The sequence below is a fragment of the Massilia sp. S19_KUP03_FR1 genome (assembly GCF_036688685.1).
Taxonomy (GTDB): Bacteria; Pseudomonadota; Gammaproteobacteria; order Burkholderiales; family Burkholderiaceae_D; genus JALYUM01.
Map to the genome: position 1 here is coordinate 36,794 of NZ_JAQQPS010000026.1, position 20,434 is coordinate 57,227.

The 20,434-nt window shown below is 63.0% G+C and carries 19 protein-coding genes and 1 tRNA gene; 12 read left to right on the forward strand and 8 right to left on the reverse strand.

Going from position 1 to position 20,434, the window contains the following annotated elements; all coding sequences use genetic code 11:
• Window positions 1–10: 10 nt before the first annotated feature.
• A complete protein-coding gene (locus V6M87_RS23395) occupies window positions 11–508 on the reverse strand; it encodes a CinA family protein (protein ID WP_332879081.1) in 498 nt (165 codons plus the stop codon).
• 284 nt (window positions 509–792) lie between these two features.
• Between V6M87_RS23395 and V6M87_RS23400 the strand changes: the two genes are divergently transcribed.
• Window positions 793–3,381: an EAL domain-containing protein gene (locus V6M87_RS23400; RefSeq protein ID WP_332879082.1), complete on the forward strand. Its 2,589-nt coding sequence runs from the start codon at window positions 793–795 to the stop codon at window positions 3,379–3,381.
• Here the strand turns inward: V6M87_RS23400 and thiL are convergent.
• Complete coding sequence (thiL, locus tag V6M87_RS23405) at window positions 3,378–4,349, reverse strand: thiamine-phosphate kinase (protein WP_332879083.1); 972 nt, start codon at window positions 4,347–4,349, stop codon at window positions 3,378–3,380. The two genes, V6M87_RS23400 and thiL, sit on opposite strands and share 4 nt — an antisense overlap.
• A gap of 121 nt (window positions 4,350–4,470) precedes the next feature.
• On the opposite strand from thiL, the gene V6M87_RS23410 reads away from it, so the two are divergent.
• The 5 genes from V6M87_RS23410 to V6M87_RS23430 all read left to right on the forward strand — a co-directional run bounded on the left by V6M87_RS23410 (window position 4,471) and on the right by V6M87_RS23430 (window position 11,104).
• Window positions 4,471–6,786, forward strand: coding sequence for an NADP-dependent malic enzyme (locus tag V6M87_RS23410; RefSeq protein WP_332879084.1), 2,316 nt, complete (start codon window positions 4,471–4,473; stop codon window positions 6,784–6,786).
• A 283-nt stretch (window positions 6,787–7,069) separates the two neighbouring features.
• Window positions 7,070–8,113, forward strand: coding sequence for a GDP-mannose 4,6-dehydratase (gene gmd, locus V6M87_RS23415; RefSeq protein WP_332879120.1), 1,044 nt, complete (start codon window positions 7,070–7,072; stop codon window positions 8,111–8,113).
• 1 nt (window position 8,114) lies between these two features.
• A complete protein-coding gene (locus tag V6M87_RS23420) occupies window positions 8,115–9,074 on the forward strand; it encodes a GDP-mannose 4,6-dehydratase (RefSeq protein WP_332879085.1) in 960 nt (319 codons plus the stop codon).
• 62 nt (window positions 9,075–9,136) lie between these two features.
• On the forward strand, window positions 9,137–10,282 hold the full coding sequence (locus V6M87_RS23425; protein ID WP_332879121.1) for a glycosyltransferase family 4 protein: 1,146 nt from the start codon (window positions 9,137–9,139) through the stop codon (window positions 10,280–10,282).
• A 39-nt stretch (window positions 10,283–10,321) separates the two neighbouring features.
• The gene (locus V6M87_RS23430; protein WP_332879086.1) at window positions 10,322–11,104 is read left to right on the forward strand and encodes a substrate-binding periplasmic protein; all 783 of its coding nucleotides are present in this window, start codon (window positions 10,322–10,324) and stop codon (window positions 11,102–11,104) included.
• 3 nt (window positions 11,105–11,107) lie between these two features.
• On the opposite strand, the gene V6M87_RS23435 is transcribed toward V6M87_RS23430, so the two are convergent.
• The 4 genes from V6M87_RS23435 to V6M87_RS23450 form a co-directional block, all read right to left on the reverse strand.
• Entirely contained in the window at window positions 11,108–12,514 is a 1,407-nt protein-coding gene (locus V6M87_RS23435) for an HD-GYP domain-containing protein (RefSeq protein ID WP_332879087.1), read from the reverse strand.
• Between the two features lie 116 nt (window positions 12,515–12,630).
• On the reverse strand, window positions 12,631–14,076 hold the full coding sequence (locus tag V6M87_RS23440; RefSeq protein ID WP_332879088.1) for an ATPase domain-containing protein: 1,446 nt from the start codon (window positions 14,074–14,076) through the stop codon (window positions 12,631–12,633).
• Window positions 14,073–14,477 (reverse strand): hypothetical protein, encoded by a 405-nt coding sequence (locus tag V6M87_RS23445; protein ID WP_332879089.1) that lies wholly within the window; start codon window positions 14,475–14,477, stop codon window positions 14,073–14,075. The genes V6M87_RS23440 and V6M87_RS23445 overlap by 4 nt, the downstream gene beginning before the upstream one ends.
• 39 nt (window positions 14,478–14,516) lie before the next feature.
• Window positions 14,517–15,776 (reverse strand): hybrid sensor histidine kinase/response regulator, encoded by a 1,260-nt coding sequence (locus V6M87_RS23450; RefSeq protein WP_332879090.1) that lies wholly within the window; start codon window positions 15,774–15,776, stop codon window positions 14,517–14,519.
• A 390-nt stretch (window positions 15,777–16,166) separates the two neighbouring features.
• Between V6M87_RS23450 and leuE the strand changes: the two genes are divergently transcribed.
• The 5 genes from leuE (at window position 16,167) to V6M87_RS23475 (ending at window position 18,668) form a co-directional block, all read left to right on the forward strand.
• Window positions 16,167–16,832, forward strand: a complete 666-nt coding sequence (gene leuE / locus V6M87_RS23455; RefSeq protein WP_332879091.1) for a leucine efflux protein LeuE — start codon at window positions 16,167–16,169, stop codon at window positions 16,830–16,832.
• A 109-nt stretch (window positions 16,833–16,941) separates the two neighbouring features.
• Window positions 16,942–17,349, forward strand: coding sequence for a BPSL0067 family protein (locus tag V6M87_RS23460; RefSeq protein WP_332879092.1), 408 nt, complete (start codon window positions 16,942–16,944; stop codon window positions 17,347–17,349).
• Entirely contained in the window at window positions 17,346–17,708 is a 363-nt protein-coding gene (locus V6M87_RS23465) for an STY0301 family protein (RefSeq protein WP_332879093.1), read from the forward strand. The genes V6M87_RS23460 and V6M87_RS23465 overlap by 4 nt, the downstream gene beginning before the upstream one ends.
• A 142-nt stretch (window positions 17,709–17,850) precedes the next feature.
• On the forward strand, window positions 17,851–18,330 hold the full coding sequence (locus V6M87_RS23470) for a hypothetical protein (RefSeq protein WP_332879094.1): 480 nt from the start codon (window positions 17,851–17,853) through the stop codon (window positions 18,328–18,330).
• Window positions 18,327–18,668, forward strand: coding sequence for a hypothetical protein (locus V6M87_RS23475; protein WP_332879095.1), 342 nt, complete (start codon window positions 18,327–18,329; stop codon window positions 18,666–18,668). The genes V6M87_RS23470 and V6M87_RS23475 overlap by 4 nt, the downstream gene beginning before the upstream one ends.
• A 559-nt stretch (window positions 18,669–19,227) precedes the next feature.
• Here the strand turns inward: V6M87_RS23475 and V6M87_RS23480 are convergent.
• Window positions 19,228–19,312: transfer RNA gene (locus V6M87_RS23480), tRNA-Leu, on the reverse strand.
• Between the two features lie 152 nt (window positions 19,313–19,464).
• On the opposite strand from V6M87_RS23480, the gene V6M87_RS23485 reads away from it, so the two are divergent.
• A complete protein-coding gene (locus V6M87_RS23485; RefSeq protein WP_332879096.1) occupies window positions 19,465–19,929 on the forward strand; it encodes a cupin domain-containing protein in 465 nt (154 codons plus the stop codon).
• On the opposite strand, the gene V6M87_RS23490 is transcribed toward V6M87_RS23485, so the two are convergent.
• A complete protein-coding gene (locus V6M87_RS23490; protein WP_332879097.1) occupies window positions 19,926–20,396 on the reverse strand; it encodes a hypothetical protein in 471 nt (156 codons plus the stop codon). The genes V6M87_RS23485 and V6M87_RS23490 overlap by 4 nt on opposite strands.
• Window positions 20,397–20,434 lie beyond the last annotated feature (38 nt).

Genomic DNA, 20,434 nt, shown 5'->3' on the forward strand with positions numbered 1-20,434 from the left:
AACAACGGCGCTACGCCACAAAGCGCAATAAACCCTGCAGCGCGTGGCGCACCGATTGTTCGCGCACAGCCAGGCGGTCGCCGGCAAACACCAGACGCTCGGTGTGGACCGCATTTTTCGTCGCCCAGCCAAAACAGACGGTGCCGACCGGCTTGCCCGGGACCGCGCCGGTGGGGCCGGCAATGCCGGTGGTCGACAAGGCGACGCTGGCGTTGCTGTTGCGCAGCGCGCCTTGCGCCATGGCGGCGGCGACTTCTTCGCTGACCGAGCCGAATTGCGCGATCAGGGCGTCCGGCACCTCCAGCAATTCGGTTTTCGACGCGTTCGAATACACGACGAAACCGCAGTCGAACCAGCTGGTCGAGCCGGCGATGTCGGTGATGGCCTGGGACACGCCCCCGCCCGTGCACGATTCGGCCGTGGCCAGCACCTGGCCGGTGGCCTGCAGCACCTGCCCGGCGCTGGCGGCGAGGTCAAAAATGTCGTTGGTGGTCTGTTCGGTAGTCACACTGCGCTCCTTGTTCGATGCGAAATAAGGCGAAAAGCCTTGTCCTCAGAGCTACTTTACCAGTGAATCCACCACCCGTCCCCAATAAAAAGAGTTGAATATAATCAATGGCTTGCAATCCAGCGATGAGAACTTCCCTGTCAAGACGTGCGCCCTATTTACCCGCGCTGGTGCTATCGTGCAGTTGCCGGCGCTGGCACGCTGCCGGTGCATTTTTCCATGATTTAGGAGCGACATGCGGGTAGCTGCGTTTGCATGTGAAGAAGTTTGTTTCAGGGCGGGACATGATCGACCAGAATGACATCCACCAGGCGCGCATCCTGCTGGTCGATGCCGATGCTGCGGCGCGCCAGTCGTTGGCCGCGTTGTTGGGCGCGAGCGGCTACGTGGCCGTCACGGGTACGGGGGACGGGCGCGCCGTCGCCGCGCTGCATGGTGCCACGCCGTTCGACCTGATCGTGCTCGATCTGGACCTGGACCTGGGCCTGCCCGGCTTCGATGGCTTCTCCGTCATGGCCGCCTTGCGCGAACCCGGCCTGCACACCTGGCTGCCGGTGCTGGCGATCACCCAAAATGCCGCCTTGAAGCAGCGGGCGGTGGAAGCCGGGGCGCGCGATTTTCTCGACAAGCCTTTCGACCCGGTAGAGGTGCTCACGCGTGTCCACAATGTGCTGGAAGTGCGCCTGCTGCACCGCGAAGCGCACGATTACGGCGCCCACATGGAGCAGACCGTGCGCGACCGTACGGCCGAGCTGGAGCGCTTTCGCGGCGCCATGGACGCCACCGCCGACGCCATCTTCCTGATCGACACGCGCAGCATGGCCATCGTCGACGCCAGCGAGGGCGCCTGCCGCATGCTGGGCTACCGGCGCGACGAATTGCTGCGCCTCGACCCGGTCAAGCTCGGCATGGCCAAGCCCGACGAGCTCGCACGCCATGCGCGTCCGCGCAGCCCGCTGCGCGAACAGGACGTGATCGAGACCGAATTGCTGCGCGCCGACGGCACTGGCGCGGTGCCGGTGGAAATCAGCTGGCAGTTGCAACCGGCGCCCGGCAGCGCCATGCTGATTGCCGTGGCACGTGACATCAGCGAGCGCCAGCAGGCCCAGCAGCGGCTGAAGCACCTGGCCAGTTACGATGCCCTGACCGGCTTGCCCAACCGGCGCCTGTTTTTCCAGAACCTGCGCGACGCCGTCGAACTGGCCCAGGACAAGCACTGGCGCGTGGGCGTGCTGTTCCTCTCGCTCGACCGCTTCAAGAGCATCAACGATTCGCTGGGTGCGGCAACCGGCGACGAATTGCTGCGCCAGTTCAGCACCCGGCTGGTCAATTGCGTGCACCTGCGCGACACCGTGGGGCGCCTGGGCGGCGACGAATTTGCGCTCATCCTGACGATGCCGCGCGACCAGCAGGAAGCGGCGCAGGTGGCCAACGAAGTGCGCGACGCGCTGCGCGCGCCGTTCGACCTGCACGGCCAGCAAGCCATGCTGACCGCCTCGATCGGCATCGCCATGTATCCGGACGACGCCACCGATCCCGGCACCCTCGTCAAGTATGCCGACACGGCCATGGTGCGCGCACGCGAAGCGGGCCGCGACGGTTACCGCTTTTTTACCAGCGGCATGAACGTGCAGGTGCTGGCGCGGCTCGACCTGGAACTGGCGCTGCGCGACGCGCTGGCGCTGGACCAGTTCGTGCTGCACTACCAGCCCAAGCTGAACCTGAACACCGGCCGCATCAGCGGCGTCGAGGCGCTGCTGCGCTGGAACCGGCCCGGCTACGGCCTGGTCTATCCGGTCCAGTTCGTGTCGATCCTGGAAGAAACCGGCATGGTGGTGCGGGTCGGCGACTGGATCATCGATACGGCTTGCCGCCAGATCGCCGCCTGGGGCAAGGAGGGCGTGACCGACCTGCGCGTGGCAGTCAACGTGTCGAGCCGCCAGTTCGTCGAGGGTGACCTGGAAGGCGCCATCCGCGCTGCGCTGGGGCGGCACCAGATCGACCCGTGCATGCTGGAACTGGAGCTGACCGAAAGCGCGCTGATGTCGCATGCCGAGCACACCATCGAAGTGCTGGGGCGCTTGAAGGCACTCGGCATCACGATTGCCATCGACGATTTCGGCACCGGCTATTCGTCGCTGGCGTATTTAAAACGCTTCCCGATCGACAAGCTGAAAATCGATATCGCGTTTGTGCGCGACATCACCACCAACCCGGACGACGCCGCCATCGCGCTGGCCATCATCAGCATGGCGCACAGCCTGCACATGCAGGTGGTGGCCGAGGGCGTCGAGTCGCGCGCCCAGATGGCGTATCTGCGCCGCAACCGCTGTGACGACATCCAGGGCTTTCACTATTCGCGCGCGCTGCCGGCGGCCGAACTGGCGCACCTGGTGCGCGACAACGCCGAACGGCCCGAAGCGCCCGCCACCAACGACGGCAACCTGCAAACGGTGCTGGTGGTGGACAACGACGTGAGCGTGCTGGCGTCGCTGCACCGCCTGTTCCGGCGCGACGGCTACCGCGTGCTGACGGCCGCATCGCCCGCCGAGGCCTTCGAATTGCTGGCCCTGTATCCGGTGCAGGTGATTCTGTGCGACCAGCGCCTGCCAGCCATGAGCGGCACCGAATTGCTCAGCAAGGTCAAGGACATGTATCCGGACACGGTGCGCATCATCCTGTCGGGCGACACCCGCATCGACGAAGTACTCGACGCCATCAACCGCGGCGCCATCGACCGCTTCTACACCAGGCCGCTGGTCGACGCCGAACTGCGCGAACACCTGCGCCAGGCGTTCCAGCACTATTGGGCGGTGCACGATCCGTTTGACGACCGCAAGCGGCCACGGCTGGAGGCGCCGGCCGCGGCCTAACTTGTGAAGTGGTCCCAGCCGCGCAGGCCAAGGTCAAGTGCCCGGCCAGCGCTGTCGACCCAGCGCAGGCCGGGCAGGGCGTCGATGGTGCCCACCCGCGTGACCGGCGTGGCGCAGGCCAGGCCGGCCTGCAGGATGGCCTGGCGCTGGTGCGGTGGCGCCGTGAAGCACAGCTCATAGTCGTCGCCGCCGGCCACCGTGAAGCGGCGCCGCAGCGCCTGATCTTGCGTGGCCAGCACGGGGCCGGCCGGCAGCGCGTCGGCGTCGAGCGTGGCGCCGACGTTCGAGGCCGCCAGGATGTGGCCCAGATCGCCGATCAGGCCATCGGAGATATCCAGCGCCGCGTGGGCCAGGCCGCCTTCGGCCAGCAACCGGCCCAGCGCCACGCGCGGCGTTGGCATGTGCATGCGCGGCGCGGCCAGGGCCAGTTGTTCCGGCGTCAGCGTCTGCTCGTGCCAGTAGGCGCCCAGCGCCAGGCGGGCGTCGCCCAGCGTGCCCGAGATCCAGACCTCGTCGCCCACCTGCGCTGCTGCGCGCCGCAGCGCCTGGCCGGGAGACAATTCGCCGAACACGGTGATGCAGATGGTCAGCGGTCCCTTGGTGGTGTCGCCGCCGATCAGTTCACAGCCGAATGCATCGGCGATGGCGAACAGGCCGGCACTAAAACCGGCCAGCCAGTCGCGCTTTGCTTCCGGCAGCGCCAGCGCCAGCGTGAAGGCGGTGGGACGCGCGCCCATCGCGGCCAGGTCGGACAGGTTCACGGCCAGACTTTTGTGGCCCAGCATGCGTGCGTCGGCCCCGGCGAAGAAGTGGCGGCCTTCCACCAGCATGTCTGACGAAATGGCCATCTGGCGACCCGGCGTGGGTTGCAGCAGGGCGCAATCGTCGCCAATGCCGAGGACGGTGCTGGCGTGTCCAGGACGGGGGCGCTGGAAGTATTGTTTGATGAGGTCGAATTCGGAGAGCATGCCCGATTTTAACGCCAGCGCAGCGTTTGCCCCGACCTTCGTAAAAATACCTACCGGGATGAAAGTTCCAGTCTGATAAAATCGCAGACCCCACCCCTTGGTTCAGGAAGGCTGTCAAAGCATGGATTCGTCACCGGATAAAAAAGAAGAGCGTCGCCAGCAGTTGCGCGTTGCAGCACTCGAATACCACCAGTTCCCTACGCCTGGCAAGATCAGCGTCACGCCGACCAAGGGCTTGCTGAACCAGCGCGACCTGGCCCTGGCGTACTCGCCGGGCGTCGCTGCCCCATGCGAAGAAATCGTCAAGGACCCGGCCAACGCCTATAAATATACGGCGCGCGGCAACCTGGTCGCCGTCATCACCAACGGCACCGCCGTGCTGGGCCTGGGTAACATCGGCCCGCTGGCCTCGAAGCCGGTGATGGAAGGCAAGGGCGTCCTGTTCAAGAAGTTTGCCGGCATCGACGTGTTCGACATCGAGATCGCCGAGAACGACCCGGATAAACTGGTCGACATCATCGCCTCGCTGGAGCCGACCTTTGGCGGCGTCAATCTGGAAGACATCAAGGCGCCGGAGTGCTTCTACATCGAGCGCCAGTTGCGCGAGCGGATGAAAATTCCGGTCTTCCACGATGACCAGCACGGCACCGCGATCATCGTCGGCGCGGCCATCCTGAACGGCATGAAAGTTGTCAACAAGGATATCAAAAACTGCAAGCTGGTGGTGTCGGGCGCGGGCGCCGCGGCGCTGGCCTGCCTCGACCTGATCGTCGACTTGGGCTTCCCGATCGAAAACATCTTTGTGACCGACCTGGCCGGCGTGGTCTACACCGGCCGCGTCGAGCTGATGGATCCGGACAAGGCCCGCTTCGCCCAGGACACACCACTGCGCTCCCTGGCCGAAGTCATGCCGGGCGCCGATATTTTCCTCGGCCTGTCCGCCGGCGGCGTGCTGAAACCAGAGATGGTGATCGGGATGGCGCCGAATCCATTGATCATGGCCCTCGCCAACCCGCACCCGGAAATTTTGCCGGAAGAAGCCAAGGCCGTGCGCAGCGATGCCATCATTGCCACCGGGCGCTCGGACTATCCGAACCAGGTCAACAACGTCCTGTGCTTCCCCTACATTTTCCGCGGCGCCCTCGATTGCGGCGCCACCACCATCACGCGCGAAATGGAAATTGCGGTGGTGCACGCGATTGCCGCCCTGGCCCACGCCGAGCAGTCGGATGTGGTTGCCACGACCTACGGCATCGCCAATCTGTCGTTCGGCCCGGAATACCTGATCCCGATGCCGTTTGACCCGCGCCTGCTGATCCATATCGCGCCTGCGGTGGCCAAGGCCGCCGAGGATTCGGGCGTGGCAACGCGTCCGATCGCCGACCTGGAAGCCTACGCCGAGAGCCTGCAGCAATTTGTCTACCGCAGCGGCACCTTCATGAAGCCGCTGTTCCAGATCGCCAAGACCGCGCCGCCGGAAATGAAGCGCATCGTCTACGCTGAAGGCGAAGAAGAACGCATCCTGCGCGCCGTGCAAGTGGTGGTCGACGAAAAACTGGCGCGCCCGATCCTGGTCGGCCGTCCGGCCGTGCTCGCCGCGCGCATCGAAAAATTCGGCCTGCGCCTCAAAATGGGCGAGCATTTCGACGTCATCAATCCGGACTTCGACGAGCGCTACCGCGACTACTGGCAGACCTATTTCGGCATCACCAACCGGAAAGGTGTGACGCAGGAAATGGCCAAGCTGGAAATGCGCCGCCGCCACACGCTGATCGGCGCGATGATGATCCACAAGGGCGACGCTGACGGCATGATTTGCGGCACCTTCGGCACCACCAACCTGCACCTGCATTACATCGACCAGGTGCTGGGCATGCGCCCGGGCGCGAATGTATATGCGGCAATGAATTTCCTGATCATGCCGGACCGCCAGCTGGCGCTGGTCGACACCCACGTCAACGAAAACCCGACCGCCGAGCAACTGGCTGACATCACCATCCTGGCGGCCGAGGAAATGGAACGCTTCGGCATCCAGCCGCACGCCGCCTTGCTGTCGCACTCGAACTTTGGTTCGGCCAACAGCGAATCGGCCAAAAAGATGCGTGCCGCACTGGCACTGGTGCAGCAAAAGGCGCCAGGCCTGGAAGTCGATGGCGAGATGCACGGCGACGCGGCGCTGAATACGGCGCTGCGCAACAAGGTGATGCCGACCTCAACGCTGAAAAACGACGCGAATTTGCTGGTGATGCCGAATATGGATGCCGCCAACATTTCGTACAACCTGCTGAAAACCGCTGCCGGCAACGGCATCGCGATCGGCCCGGTGTTGCTCGGTTGCGCCAAGCCTGTGCACATCCTGACGCCGTCGGCGACGGTGCGCCGCATCGTCAACATGACGGCGTTGTGCGTGGTGGATGCGGTCTCGCAGCGTCCGTAAATCGTGAAGGCCGGGGCGAGCGCAAAGTTCGCCCCAATTGACGCCAGGTTGAGACCGGTCATGAAGTTCAACATGCACGCGCACGGCCACATTATCAGACGTAACAATAGGTAAGGACGGCTGCCGCGGCCAGTTGACACCGCGATAATGCGACAATATTCAGACAAATTTGCACCATATATCGTGCATTTTTGATAATTAAAACGATGGCGCCGTCTGGTAGACTTTCTGGTTGCCGTCCGGTCCAGTGGACGCACACCTTACTTACTATCCCATGACGACTATGCAAGCGACGAAGAAAGCCCTCATTACGGGCATTACCGGCCAGGACGGCGCCTATCTTGCCGAACTGTTGCTGGCGAAGGGTTACCATGTCACCGGTACCTTCCGCCGTTCGAGCTCGGTCAACTTCTGGCGTATCGATGAGCTCGGTGTACAGGCCCATCCCAACCTGACACTGGTCGAATACGACCTGACCGACCTGGCCTCGAGCATCCGCCTGATCCAGAACGTCCAGCCGGACGAGGTGTACAACCTGGCGGCGCAAAGTTTTGTCGGTGTGTCGTTCGACCAGCCGCTGGCCACCGCGGCCATTACTGGTATCGGCCCGGTGCACCTGCTCGAAGCGATCCGCACGGTGAATCCGAAGATCCGCTTCTACCAGGCGTCCACGTCCGAAATGTTCGGGCTGGTGCAAGCCGTGCCACAAATCGAATCGACCCCGTTCTATCCACGCAGCCCGTATGGTGTGGCCAAGCTGTACGCGCACTGGATGACGGTCAATTACCGCGAGTCGTACGATATTTTCGGCGCCTCCGGCATCCTGTTCAACCACGAATCGCCGCTGCGCGGGCGTGAATTCGTCACCCGCAAAATCACCGACTCGGTCGCCAAGATCCAGCTCGGCAAGCTCGATGTCCTGGAACTGGGCAATATGGACGCGAAACGCGACTGGGGTTTCGCCAAGGAATACGTCGAGGGCATGTGGCGCATGCTGCAGGCCGACAAGCCTGACACCTTCGTGCTGGCCACCAACCGCACCGAAACCGTCCGCGACTTCGTCACCATGGCATTCAAGGCCACCGACGTTGCCATCGAATGGAAGGGCAGCGGGGAAAACGAAACCGGCCATTGCGCCCGTACCGGCAAGCAGCTGGTGCGTGTCAGCCCGAAATTCTACCGTCCGGCCGAAGTCGAGCTCCTCATTGGCGACCCGGCCAAGGCCACGCGCGAACTGGGCTGGAAACCTGCCACCACGCTCGAGCAGCTGTGCCAGATGATGGTCGATGCCGACCTGCGCCGCAACAAGCACGGTTTTTCGTTCTAAGATGCCCCACGCGGCACCATCCCCACGGCGCGAAGGCGCTGACAAGCGCGCCTTGATCACCGGCCTGGCGGGGTTCACCGGTTACTACATGGCGCTGGAACTGGCGGCGGCGGGTTACCGCGTGTTTGGCACGGTCATGCCGGGCACGCGCTTCGACCAGGCCGCAAGCGGCGTTGACGCGCAGGACGTGTTTGCCGTCGACCTGTGCGATGCGGCTGCCGTGGCAGCAGTCGTCGGGCAGGTGCGGCCGGACGTGGTGTTGCACCTGGCCGGTATCGCCTTTGTGGCCCATGCCAACGTCGACCTGATGTATGCCGTGAATGTGGTGGGCAGCCGCAACCTGCTGGCGGCACTGGCCGCGTCGGCGCACCGGCCCGGCGCCGTGCTGCTGGCGTCGTCGGCGAACATCTACGGCAACGCCGACGTCGCCGTCATCGACGAAAGCGTGGCGCCGGCGCCGGCCAACGACTACGCCGTCAGCAAACTGGCGATGGAATACATGGCGCGCTTGTGGATGGATCGCTTGCCGATCATCCTCGCGCGCCCGTTCAACTACACCGGCGTCGGCCAGGCCGAGAATTTCCTGCTGCCCAAAATCGTCAGCCATTTCCGCCGCGGCGCGCGCGAAATCGAATTGGGCAACCTGGCCATCGCGCGCGACTTCTCCGATGTCCGTTCGGTGGTGCGCAGCTACCGCGCCCTGGTGGCGGCGGCACCGGCTGCGCTGGGGCCGAATCCGGCATTCAATGTTTGCTCCGGCCACTCCACGTCGCTGCGCAGCGTGGTCGCCATGATGGAAGAGATTGCCGGCTACAAAATCGAGGTGAGGGTCAACCCGGCTTTTGTGCGCAGCAACGATGTGCTCACCCTGACCGGCAGCCGGGCCAAGCTCGACCAGGTCATCGGCGCCGTCGAACAGTGTACGCTGGCCGATACGCTGCGCTGGATGTACCGCGCGTGAACCACCTGGCCATCCCGGATGAAATTGCGCCGGCCGTGCAGCCGGTGAGCAAGGGCAGTACCTTGCGCGTCCTGCATTTCTATAAAACCTACTATCCCGATTCGGTTGGCGGTATCGAGCAGGTGATCCGCCAGCTGGCAGTCGGTACCACCCGGCTGGGCATGCACAACGTGGTGTTGTCGCTGTCGCGCGCCAAAGATCTCGAGCCGATCAGCTTCGAAGGCCATACCGTGGTGCGGGTGCCGCTCGACTTCGAAATTGCATCGAATGGATTCTCGATCGCCGCGTTGACAGCGCTGGCGCGCCTGGCCGCCGAATGCGATGTCGTGCATTACCATTTTCCATGGCCATTCATGGACCTGGCCCACTTCCTGGCGCGCGTGTCGAAACCCACCGTGGTGACGTATCACTCGGATATCGTGCGCCAGAAAATGCTGCTGCGCCTGTATGCGCCCCTCAAGCAGCGGTTTTTGTGCAGCGTCGATGCCATCGTCGCCACCTCGCCCAATTACATGGCCTCGTCGACCGTGCTGGAACGCTACCGCGACAAGACCCGCATCATCACCTACGGCCTCGACAAGAGCACCTATCCCGCGCCGGATGCGCAGCGGCTGGCGTACTGGCGCGACAAAGTCGGCATCAAATTTTTCTTGTTCGTGGGTGTGCTACGCTACTACAAGGGTTTGCATGTGCTGCTCGATGCGGTGGCCAATACCGACTACCCTGTCGTGATCGTGGGCGCCGGGCCGATCGAAAACGAACTGAAAGCCCATGCAGCACGGCTGGGCCTGGCCCACGTGATGTTCGTCGGCCAGCTCGACGATGCCGACAAGGTGGCATTGCTGACCTTGTGCTACGCCATGGCGTTCCCGTCGCACCTGCGCTCGGAAGCCTTTGGCATCTCGCTGCTGGAAGGCGCGATGTTTGGCAAACCCATGATTTCCAGTGAAATCGGTACCGGCACCACGTATATCAACATCGATGGCGACACTGGCCTGGTGGTGCCGCCGGACGATTCGCCGGCGTTTGGCGCCGCCATGCGTACCTTGTGGGAAAATCCTGCACTGGCGGCAGCGATGGGCAAACGGGCCGCCCTGCGCTACGAAGAATTGTTTACTGCCGAGCGCATGGCCGCCAATTACGCGGCGCTGTATCAGGAATTGGTGGCACGCCATGCCGCCGTCGCGCTGGCAGCCGACGCCAACTGAGTCAAACGCACGATCACCGGTTCAAGTGGGGTTTCAGGCATGGGTGTCGGACATGGTTTTTTACTGGCGGTCATGCTGTGGCCCGGCGCGAGCGCCGGCGCGGACCTGCCGGCCGCACCGGCGCCGGTGCGGCTGACCATTCTCACCGAGCATGCGCCGCCGGTCGGCATGCTGGAAGACGGCCATGCCAACGGCGCAGGTAACGTGGTGGGCAGCGGCAGCGACAAGGTGCGCGAACTGATGGCCCGCGCCGGGGTGGCCTACAGCATCGAGCTGCAGCCCTGGAAGCGCGCCTACACGGCCGCGCTGACACGCGCTGACCACTGCGTGTTTTCCACCACCCGCTTGCCCGAGCGCGAAGCGCTGTTCAAATGGATCGGCCCGATCGATCGTACCGAATGGTTGCTGCTGGGACGCGCCGACCGGCACTATGCGTTGACCACCCTGGAAGATGCCCGCAAGCTGCGCATCGGCACTTATAACGGCGACGCGCGCGATACCTTCCTGCGCGAACGCGGTTTCAACGTCGATCCGGCGCAGGACGACTTGACCAATCCACAAAAACTGTTATTAGGCCGCATCGACCTGTGGGCAGCCAGCCCGCGCCGCGGCAGCATGGTGCTGGAGCAAAACGGCTGGACCGCGAAGATTGTGCCGGTGCTGAGCATGAAGCAGGTCGACCTGTATCTCGCCTGCCATGTCTCGGTGCCGGACGCGCTGGTGGCGCGCATGAATGCGGCGGTCGAGGCGATGAACCGGGACGGGACCATGAAAAAGATCGATCGCAAGTACGACGCCTGGCAGGCGCCGAAAGCGAAATAGGCGCTAGGCCGACACTTCCTGCACCGACGCCAGCGCGTTCTGCGACAGTTTTTCGATCGCCCGCTTGAGCGCGTCAAAACATGCGGCATCGATGGCGGTGCCCACCGTCTCGGCCATGATCTCCAGCGTTTTCGGCACCGGAATGGCCGCGCGGTAAGGCCGCTCGGCCGTGATCGCATCGAAAATGTCGGCGCAGGTAATGATGCGCGTCTCCAGGCTGATCTGGTCGCCCGACAACCCGCGCGGATAGCCGCCGCCGTCGAGCCGCTCATGGTGCGCGGCTGCCACTTTGGCCAGCTCGGCAAACGCGTTGATGCGGCCCAGGATGGTTTCGGTGTAGCTGGCGTGCAGTTTGACTTCGGCCCATTCCTCGATATCGAGCTTGCCGGCCTTGTCCAGCACGCTGTTGCTCACGCCCAGCTTGCCCACGTCGTGCAGCAGCGCGCCGCGCTTGAGCCAGCGGCGCCGCTCCGGTGACAGCCCCATGGTTTCGGCGATCATGTCGGTGTACAGCGCCACCCGTTCGCTGTGCCCGCTGGTGTACGGGCTTTTCGAGTCGACCACCTGGCCAAAGGCAATCGCGATATCGTCCAGATAATCTTCGTCCAGCGCCACTTCGCGGCTGTCCGGCTCGAGCGCATGGACGGCCTCGGTCAGGTGGGGCGATTCGTAGGTGGCCCAAAACCCGGGGCTGGCGGCCACTTTCTGGAACGCGGCCACCAGGGCGGGGTCGAACCAGGTGCCGGCGCGGCTTTGCACTTCCTTCAGTGCGGCGGCGCGCCCGTCGGCGATGACGAACACGTCGATCACCTGGGCCAGCAGCGCAATGCGCGAGAACATCGGAATGGCGTCGCCGGCCAGTTTCTCGGGCTTGCCCTGGCCATTGTAGTGCTCGTCAAGGCTGTAGATGCCTTCGGCCACGGCTTCGGAAAAACGCAGCAGGCGCGCAATGTCGGCGCCGCGCTGGCAGCGGGTCGCAATCAGGCTTTGCGCAATTGCCGGACCGTCGCGCAGGATGGTCAGCACGCTGCGGAACCGTTCGGCCAGGCCAGCTTTCAGGCCAGTGTGTTTTAAGACGAAGTGCAGTACCTGCGGCAGGCTGTCGCCCACCGTCTTGAAGTCGCGCTTGAAGTGGAGGTCGTCGGTCAGGTACAGCTCGCAGATGCGCGCCGCATTGCTCGAGCAACCCAGGTCCTTGAGCAGCAGCGTGTAATACAGGTCCCACATGGCGTCATCGGACAAGCCCAGTTCGCGGCCGACATGCATGCCGATCCAGCAACAGCGGATGCAGTGCCCTTCCGGCTGGCCCTCGGTGATATCGAGGGCATGGCTGAGCGCGGCGATCAGCTCGTTGAGGCGCAGCGCGCTGGCGCCCGGAAAGGCGGGAGGGGTAGAGTGAACAATTTGCATGGAATGGTTAATTTCCTAGTCGCAATATCTTCATTCTACGCAGATGTTTCCTCGGTGTATTTTTGTTCGCCAAATAAGCTGCGAAGCTGCTACAGCCAGCGGCATGATTTTGTTACTCAGGAATGCCGTGGATGCCCGGTGAGGATGCCTTCGTAGTTTTCCAGGGTATCGCGCACGTGGATGCCGTCGTCGTTGATATCGAAAAAATGCAGCTGGTCGCTATGGGCACTGCCGCGCACTTTTACCACCGACAATACCCGGCGCAGGCGACCGTTCAGCTCGATATAGCGTTGCATCAGGATCGCATCGGCCAGGAAGGCGTTGCCGTAGGACGAAAAGCGCAGGTCGGTATAGCGGTCTTCGGTTTCGGCGGTCATCAGGACCGTCACGCCCAGGTAGGTCAGCGACGCCACCAGCCGGTACAGCGACTCGCGGAAATCTTCGCGGAACACGGACGCGAGCGCCATTTCAAAGCCGGACAGCGAATCGATGACGACGCGCTTGGCTTTCATTTTGATGATCATTTCGATCAGGTCGTGCAGCACTTCGTCGAGCGACAAATCGAGCGTGCGCGTGTTGATGACGCCCACGCTGCCGGCCTCGACCAGGGCATCGAGCCGGTGGCTTTGCAGCTGGTTGGGACTTTTTTCGAATGCGGCAATGATGCCGGTCTCGCCGATCCGCGCGCCGGCTTCGAGGAACTGGGTGGACAGCACCGTTTTCCCTGAGCCGGACGGGCCGACCACCAGCAGCGAGTAGCCGGCCGGCAGGCCGCCGCCGATCAGGGCGTCGAGTTCCGGCGTACCCAGCGAGAGGCGGTCGGTCGGCTTGAAGCGCACCGGCGCGTTCAGCGCCGATTTCACCACCGCGCGCGGGAAAATCTGGATACCCTGGTCGTTGATGCGGAACGAATGCACCCCCAGGCTCTGCGCATGGCCACGCAATTTGACCACTTGAATCTTGCGCACCAGGGCGTCGCGGTGGACCAGTTGGGACAGCCAGATGATGCCGTCGGCCACGGTGAACACGGGGCTCGACTCGGCTTCCGGCGCCAGGTATTCGCCGATCAGGAAGGTGGTCGCCAGCCAGCTGGTCATCTGCATGCCGAGTTGCTGGACGAAGTGCTGCAAGCCGTCCGGCGCGGTATCGTTGACGCGCCCCGACTGCGCCACCGAGCGGAACGAATCGACGAACACCAAACTGGGGCCGAAGGCGCGCACTTCTTCGGTGATGCGGGCCAGCACGCCGTCGAAGTTCCCGTCCAGCAGTTCGGCGGCCAGGTTGACGAACTTGACCGACTCGCCAATTTTATCGGCGTCGAAAAACGGGAACTGCTGCTGGTAGCGCAGCATTTTGAGGGGCGGCTCGCCCAGCACCGTGAAGAAAAGCGCACGCCGGGTCGGGCTGGCCAGGGAGAACATGATCTGGTGCGCCATGGTCGTCTTGCCGCTGCCGGGCGTGCCGGCCAACAGATTGAACGAAAACTCGGGCACCCCGCCGCCCAGCAATTCGTCGAAGCCGGGAATGCCGGTGGCCAGCAGTTGAATATCTACTTTGTTCATTGTGGTGACTCCGGTACATCATCGACGGCGAGCGTCCCCCATGCGGTGAGGAGGATGCGATTGGTTACGAGTTCACCGATCAACAGGATCAGCGTGTCGGTGAAAAGATTGAGCAGTTCCAGGCTGACCTGTTCCGCCTCGGCCGGGTCGCGTGTGGCAAGGCCGGCGGCCAGGTGGTCGATCGCTTTTGCGTCGACATTGCTGGCAAGCCAGGGGTAAGCCGCCTGGCTCTGGTAGGCGCAGCGAAAAAACAGCGATTCAAAACCCAGCTCGCCGATGATCTTGCCGAGCGCCAGCGCCAGCGACTGCCATAGCACCAGGCTCGATTGCTGGCGCCGGTTGAGTGTGCGCATGGCACGGTCGCGCAGGTGGTGGCGCTGAAATGAGGGAGGGGCCGTCATGGGAAATTCCTGGCGATGGGTCGACTGGCGTGCTTGGGTTCAATCATGCGGCACGATCAAGGGCGCCGACGCGACCAGCGCCAGCAGGGTAGCCAGGTCGACCGGCTTCACCAGGTGCTGGTCGAAACCGGCCTCCATGGCCATCGTGCGGTCCTCGACCTGGCCGTAGCCGGACACGGCCACGCAAAACGGCGCCGTCAGTCCGGTACTGACGCGCATATTGCGCACCAGGTCGTAGCCGCTCATGCCGGGCAGGCCAATGTCGCACAGTAGCACGTCGAAGGCGCCCGAGCAGGCCAGGGCCAGACCGGTGACGCCATCGAACGCAGCCACCACCGTATGACCTTCGGAGCAGAGTACCATTTTCAGCATTTCGCTGGCGTCGACGTTGTCCTCGACCAGCAGGATGTGGCGCCCATGGCCTGGGATGGTGTCTGCCGGCCCCGGAACGTCCAGTTCGGCGGCGTCGTGCAGCGGCAGCATGACCGTGAACACGGTGCCGTGGCCGAGGCCCAGGCTGGACGCCGTGACGCTGCCGCCGTGCATTTCAGTGACGTTGCGCACAATGTTCAGGCCAACGCCCAGGCCGCCCTCGGAGCGCGCCAGCGTGCGCGGTCCCTGCGAGAACAGGGCAAAAATAGTCGGCAGCACGTCGCTGGCGATGCCAGTGCCGTTGTCGATCACCTTGATCATCACGTTCTCGCCCAGCACCGAAGCGGACAGCACGATGCGCCCGCCGTTCTGCGTGAATTTGGATGCGTTGACCAGCAAATTGGAAAACACCTGGGCCAGGCGCACGGCATCGCCCGAAATCCAGAGGTCTTCCTCGGGCAAATTGAGGATCAGTTGCTGGCCGCGTTCCAGCAGGCGCGCCTGGACGGTTTCCAGCGCATTGTTGAGCTGGTCGGCAACGCGCAGCGGGCGCTTGTGCAGTTCGATCTTGCCGCTGCTGATGCGGGCGGCATCGAGCAGGTCGTCGAGCAGGCGCGCGAGCTGGCTTACCTGGCGGTCGATGATGGTCTTGATGTTGAGCAGTTCGGGCGAAGGATTGGGCATTTTGCCCAGCAGCGCGCTGGCCATGCCGATCGGCGCGAGCGGGTTGCGCAGCTCGTGCGCCAGCATGGCGAGAAATTCGTTCTGGCGCCGGTGCGCTGCCTCGGCCTGGTCGCGCAGGTCTTCCGCGCCAAACGTCGCCAGCAGCAAGTTTTGATTGGCGCTGCGCAGGATGGCATTTTGTTCGATCAGCGTGTCGTGGTCGCTGCCCGCCGGCCGCTCCGGCACGGGAATCTTGATCGGCATACGCGTGGGATCCTTGGCAAAATGCCCAGACCGTCGGTGCCCGTGAGGCGACGGTCCAGCGTCACTTCAAACTGATGGGTGCAACGTGGATATCTGGAACGCTGGTACGACGTGTTCAAGCAACGATTCTCCACAAGGAACGCCGTGCGGAGTGGCCTATTGCGCAGGATGAGGGTGACCGATGCAGGTCGCCGTTCCATGCAATGTAGTCATCATCATACTACGGGCATGTCCCTTCTGACGGTGTGGATAGAAAACAAAGTGACGTGAACCAACAGGCGGCGTCACATTCTTTTAACCGGGCCAGGTAACCGGGGCGCGGGTTGCATGTTGCCGCGGCCCCTTGCTGGTCTGCTAAGATCCGTACCCATCTCCGCACCGGATACCGTGATGAATTCCTTCATGCTTGCCAGCTTTGGCGTTGTCGACTTCTGGACTTATTTCCTGGGCACGCTGTTCATCGTGCTGCTGCCAGGTCCAAACTCGCTGTACGTGCTCAGCATTGCGGCCCAGCGCGGCGTGCGCCAGGGTTATCTCGGCGCCTGCGGCGTGTTTCTCGGCGATTTTATATTAATGGTGCTGTCCGCCTGCGGCGCGGCCTCGGTGCTGAAAGCCAGTCCGATGCTGTTCATGGCGGTCAAATATGTCGGGGCGGCCTATCTTGGCTGGATCGGCCTGCAAATGCTGCTCGGTTGCTGGCGCCGCCTGCGTGCGGGCCGCGATGCGGTGGCGACTGCGGTGCCGGTGGCGCGCGACAGCCATCCGTTCAACAAGGCGCTGGCGGTCAGCCTGATGAATCCGAAAGGGATCCTGTTCTTCATTTCGTTCTTCGTGCAGTTCGTCGATCCGCACTTTCATTCGTCGCTGCTGTCGTTCGCCATGCTGGGGCTGGTGTGTCAGGTTCTCAGTTTTACGTACCTGACCGTGCTGATTTTCCTTGGCACACGGCTGGCGGCAGCGTTCCGGCGCCAGCGCCGCCTGTCGAATGGACTGGCGGCCGGCGTCGGCGCCATGTTCATGGGCTTTGGCGTGAAGCTGGCGACGGCGACGCTGTAGTGGCAAACGAAAAAACCCGGTAGCGCGCTAGAGCGCCGGCCAATTGACCCATGGCAACGCACGCCGGCACCGCCGTAGCAAAATCGCCTCTTCAACAAGGAGGCAAAATATGGCACACGTTTACCACGAAGTGAATTCGCTTGAAAAGCACGCCTTGATCGGTGATGGCAACTGCGTCGCGCTGGTCCAGAAGCTCACCAATGTTGGGCATACAAGCCAGTGGCGACCACAGGCACGCGTCATGGACAGCCTAAACATTGCCCCGGGAACGGTGATTGCCACGTTTGAGGATGGCCGATATCCGAATCGCCATACCGGAAACCACGCAGCGTTCTATCTTTATTCCGGACCGAGGAGCATGAAAACAGGCAAGCCAGCGTATATTGTCGTGATGGATCAATGGACGGGAAAAGGCCAAGTCTCTGCGCGCAGCATCTACCCCAAGGCAAGGTCGCTGTCCATAGGCTTAACTTATGACGATTCGGACAATGCTGAGATGTTTTACGTCGTCAATTGAAGTTCATCTCGCTACTCCTGCTGGCGGCGCCTCTGCATGCTGTCGAAATCCGATGCCCGGAACGGTGGGCGCCGGAAGGCTGGGGCGCGCAAGGCTCAGCACCAGGAGGTCGCGTGCGCGATGCTGGCGTGATCGTCGGCCCTCTCGAGAATCGTGGCGACCTGCGCGGCGCAGAGAAAAAAACTGAGGCGGGCTACGAGGTGCGCTTCGCCGGGCTGAATGATTACGCCGAGCCGCTAACCAAGTGGGCGTACTGCAGCTACGGACTCAATGCGCGGCTATTGCGGAAGCTGCCTGACGCCACGACTGAGTGCGTGGCTAAAGTGCGCCGCGCCAGTGCTGCAGTGGCATGCAAGTAAATCACCGGCGCCCCGCCACCACTACTTCCAGCTTCGTCGCGGAGACTTTCATACGGCCAGTAAATCGCCGACCAATTGATCCCCGCCAACGCGCGCCAGCGCCTTCGCAGCAGAATTGCCTGTCCAACAATTGGGGGCAATTATGGGAATCTTCCAACCGAAAGATGGGCGCGGCTACTTCATGCTGCCACAGGCGCCGGAGGGCGCCGGTTACTACGGGTACGGGAATGTGGACGATGTGCCGGGCACAGGCCACCTGGGCCAGTTCGCGCATCCATCGTTGATGTCGCTGATCCTGTGGGTCGAGCAGCGCTGGCAAGCCACGGATCCGCGCAAGTTCGGCGTCGGCAACATCAGTCGCGCCGAGGGCGTGAAATTTCGCCCGCACGCCAAGCACAAGGACGGCCTGCAGGTTGACGTGCGCGCAGTAAGGAGCGATGGCAAGCATGTCGGCGTGCAGTGGAATCAGGCCGACTACGACCGCGACGCAACCGCGCGGCTGATTGCCATCTTCAATTCGCACGCGCTGGTCAAGAAAGTATTTTTCAACGACCGCAGGATACCAGGCGTATTCCCGCTGCAGAATCATGATAATCACTTCCATGTCGAGGTGCGCGCGTGAAAACGATCCTCCTTGTGTTGGCAGCGGCGATCAGCCAGGCCAGCGCGGCGCCGAAGCCGCTCAAAGCCGACTACGTTATTTATTCCGGCGACCTGGGCGAACAGAAGCCGCCGACGAAGACTGACCGAAAAATATCGATTAATGTCACCGGGCAGTCGGCGAAAGATATTTTCGATTCCATTGGCCCTGATCTGAAGGCTGGCTGCACGACCGAGAATGGCGATCGTGAGCGCAGGAAGGGAACCGTGTGGTGCTTTTACCTGCCGGGTAGCGGGTATGAATGTTACTTCGGCTTTGACCTTCGAACGGGCAAGAGCATCGATGGCGGGGAGTGCTGATCACCTGCAGCCGGCCACCGCCCAGAGATTTGCGCCATCACCCATCAGCAGGATGGTGCGGAGCCTCTAATTGCTCAGAGGCGCCGTGCTGGAGAAGGGGTTTGGCTTGGACTTTCATGCAGGCCAGCATTTCACGTGTCTCGTTTTTGCCAATTTGCCAATATATGTGAAGCAGGGTGTCAGGCCCGGCAATCCGACATTTTTGAACTTTCGCAGTCAAATTTGGTCTGCGGCGGTGGTGTGCGGCGCTCGTCAAGGCGCAGCAGTCAGGACATCACGAACGTGAAGCAGGGTGTCAGGTCCGGCAATTCGACATTTTTGAAGCAGGGTGTCAGGTCCGGCAATCCGACATTTTTGAACTTTCGCAGTCAAATATGGTCGGTGGCGGTGATGTGCGGCGCTCGGTCAAGGCGCAGCAGTCAGGACATCACGAATGAGTCGCAGTTGGTGAAGTGCCCAACTCAGCATCTTCGCAACAAAAAGGTCCGCGCTGAATCGACGTAAAAAAACCCGGTAGCGCCTGAAGCGCTACCGGGTTTTTCGTATTCAGTTGCGTGAATGGTGCCTCGGGCCGGAATCGAACCGGCACGCCGCGAAGCGGCAGATTTTGAGTCTGCTGTGTCTACCAGTTCCACCACCAAGGCATGCACGCAAGGACAGCATTATAGACGACACGCGCCAAGAAAACGAGATTTTTTGCAGCTGGACGCGTGCGGGTGACGAGAGCCCGGAAAATTGCGGCGCGGCCGGCAGATCGGGGTAGACTTTTGGTCTCTCCCAACGACCGACTCGCACCATGCCGAAACTCGACCTGTCCAGCATCGCCGCACGCCGCGGCACCAATTATCCTGCCGACTATGGCATCGAGCCGGGGCCCCGCATGCGCCAGCGCCTTGGCGACGCCGGCGGCCTCACCCAGTTCGGCGTGAACCGCCTCGAGCTACCCTCCGGCTCGTGGTCGTCGCAACGCCACTGGCACAGCGTCGAAGATGAATTCGTCTGCGTGCTGGCGGGCGAGGTCGTGCTGGTGACCGACGACGGGGAAGCAATATTAAAAGCTGGCGATTGCGCGGCGTTTCCGGCGAATACGCCGAACGGCCATCACCTCATCAACCGCAGTGGCAGCATGGCCATCTGCCTGGAGGTGGGCGGTCGCAGCGAACTGGACCGTGTGGTGTATCCGGATATCGACCTGCTGTGCGAGCCGGGCGTCGCCGGTTACTTGCACCGCAACGGCACCCCGTATCCGCCGCAAGACTAGCAGGCCAGTTGGCGTTGCAGGGCGCGCAGTGTGCCGAGCGGGCCGGCAACGTCGGCCGCGTGCGGATGCAGGGTGACGGCAATGTCGGCTGTCGCGCCTTGCAGCCAGTGGCGCCGCCGCGGCTGATAGCGGATGCTGCTCACATCTTCCTGCGCCTTGACGTAGCCCAGCGCGGCCAGCGATTCGTCCAGCGTACTGACCAGGTGGTAAGCATGGAAGCGCGTGCTCATTTCGAAGCGCCCCGGCAGCAGCGCGAACGCGGGCAGCAGGCCGCCGGCCACGACCGGCGCCACGATGTACGGCAGCGGTGCGGTGGGGTCGAACAGGTGCGCCAGCACGGCGATGACTGGCAGGCCGAGCGCCAGCGTGAGGGCGTACAGGCCCAACTGGCGCCACGAGCGAATGGGGCACAGGAACTGGCAGCGGGCGTGATTACGGACGACGGCAGTCAGGGTGACGTTTTTCATGAAGGGGCTCCGGGAGATGCCGCGCGCGTGCGGCATCT

Excerpts from the sequence above, each read along its gene's own strand:
- thiL (WP_332879083.1), bottom strand. The coding sequence starts at position 4,349 with ATGCTCTCCGAATTCGACCTCATCAAACAATACTTCCAGCGCCCCCGT.
- V6M87_RS23490 (WP_332879097.1), bottom strand. The coding sequence starts at position 20,396 with ATGAAAAACGTCACCCTGACTGCCGTCGTCCGTAATCACGCCCGCTGC.
- V6M87_RS23450 (WP_332879090.1), bottom strand. The coding sequence starts at position 15,776 with ATGCCGATCAAGATTCCCGTGCCGGAGCGGCCGGCGGGCAGCGACCAC.
- V6M87_RS23430 (WP_332879086.1), top strand. The coding sequence starts at position 10,322 with ATGGGTGTCGGACATGGTTTTTTACTGGCGGTCATGCTGTGGCCCGGC.
- gmd (WP_332879120.1), top strand. The coding sequence starts at position 7,070 with ATGCAAGCGACGAAGAAAGCCCTCATTACGGGCATTACCGGCCAGGAC.
- V6M87_RS23485 (WP_332879096.1), top strand. The coding sequence starts at position 19,465 with ATGCCGAAACTCGACCTGTCCAGCATCGCCGCACGCCGCGGCACCAAT.
- V6M87_RS23445 (WP_332879089.1), bottom strand. The coding sequence starts at position 14,477 with ATGACGGCCCCTCCCTCATTTCAGCGCCACCACCTGCGCGACCGTGCC.
- leuE (WP_332879091.1), top strand. The coding sequence starts at position 16,167 with ATGAATTCCTTCATGCTTGCCAGCTTTGGCGTTGTCGACTTCTGGACT.
- V6M87_RS23400 (WP_332879082.1), top strand. The coding sequence starts at position 793 with ATGATCGACCAGAATGACATCCACCAGGCGCGCATCCTGCTGGTCGAT.
- V6M87_RS23460 (WP_332879092.1), top strand. The coding sequence starts at position 16,942 with ATGGCACACGTTTACCACGAAGTGAATTCGCTTGAAAAGCACGCCTTG.
- V6M87_RS23435 (WP_332879087.1), bottom strand. The coding sequence starts at position 12,514 with ATGCAAATTGTTCACTCTACCCCTCCCGCCTTTCCGGGCGCCAGCGCG.
- V6M87_RS23470 (WP_332879094.1), top strand. The coding sequence starts at position 17,851 with ATGGGAATCTTCCAACCGAAAGATGGGCGCGGCTACTTCATGCTGCCA.
- V6M87_RS23440 (WP_332879088.1), bottom strand. The coding sequence starts at position 14,076 with ATGAACAAAGTAGATATTCAACTGCTGGCCACCGGCATTCCCGGCTTC.
- V6M87_RS23410 (WP_332879084.1), top strand. The coding sequence starts at position 4,471 with ATGGATTCGTCACCGGATAAAAAAGAAGAGCGTCGCCAGCAGTTGCGC.
- V6M87_RS23420 (WP_332879085.1), top strand. The coding sequence starts at position 8,115 with ATGCCCCACGCGGCACCATCCCCACGGCGCGAAGGCGCTGACAAGCGC.